General features: G+C 49.0%; 1 protein-coding gene. It reads left to right on the top strand.

Annotation, left to right across the window (positions count from 1 at the left end; translation table 11 throughout):
• Positions 1-262: 262 nt before the first annotated feature.
• The coding region (locus J5224_RS31220) for an NAD(P)H-dependent oxidoreductase (RefSeq protein WP_264628882.1) at positions 263-862 on the top strand (600 nt) is incomplete at its 3' end.

Genomic DNA, 862 nt, shown 5'->3' with positions numbered 1-862 from the left:
GCCAAGGTCGGGGTCGCGAGTTCGAGTCTCGTTTCCCGCTCCAACATTTGAAGAACCGAAAGGTTCTTTTTTTGTTTCTGCATTATCTCCGCGCCGTTTATCCCATTATTCTTTTAGGTCTCCTTTGTGGAGTCCTCCTACGTGCTCGCCCTCGGCATCAGAAAAAAAGCCCCATCGTTGTCATCCTCGTTAGCTATACCTGCTTATTCTAGCCATCGTGGGTGGGTGGGCTTTTCTCTATAAAACGGCAAAAGGAATTGACATGATAGACAAGAACTGGCGGTTCCCTTACTGCAAATTTGTTGGTAAACAAAGCGATATTGAGGGGGGCGTGGCTCAAGAGCGGCGTGACTTTATTAAAGCCGGGTTGGTGGCTACCGCTGCCGCAGTGTTACCCGGTTTTGCCACTGGTGCGATTGGTGCAGCACAGCCTCGCGTAAAAAACGTGCTTATCATCAATGCACATCAGACTTATCCTGGCCTTAGCGAAGGGGCGCTTAATCGAGAGTATGTCGCGTTGATTAAGGATGAAATGGACAAAAAAGGGTATCGCACCCAGCAAACCTATATTGAGAAGGGCTATAACATTAACGAGGAAGTTCAGAAACACCTTTGGGCAGATATTATCATCACCCAGTCGCCCGTGTTCTGGTTTGGTACGCCCTGGCTCTACAAGAAATATGTTGATGAAGTCTTCACAGCAGGGATGAGCCAGCAAAGTTTTTTGATTGACGATGGCCGCATAGCGAACGACCCGAGTAAGCAATATGGAACGGGTGGCAAGCTGCACGGTAAAACATTCCTGCTTTCGCTGACCATGAATACGCCTAAAGAGGCGTTTGACGATCCGGCCCAACGACTC

This window comes from Candidatus Symbiopectobacterium sp. NZEC135 (assembly GCF_025962695.1).
Note: the sequence above shows the minus strand (reverse complement) of the source record. Positions and strands in the feature narration are given on the sequence as shown.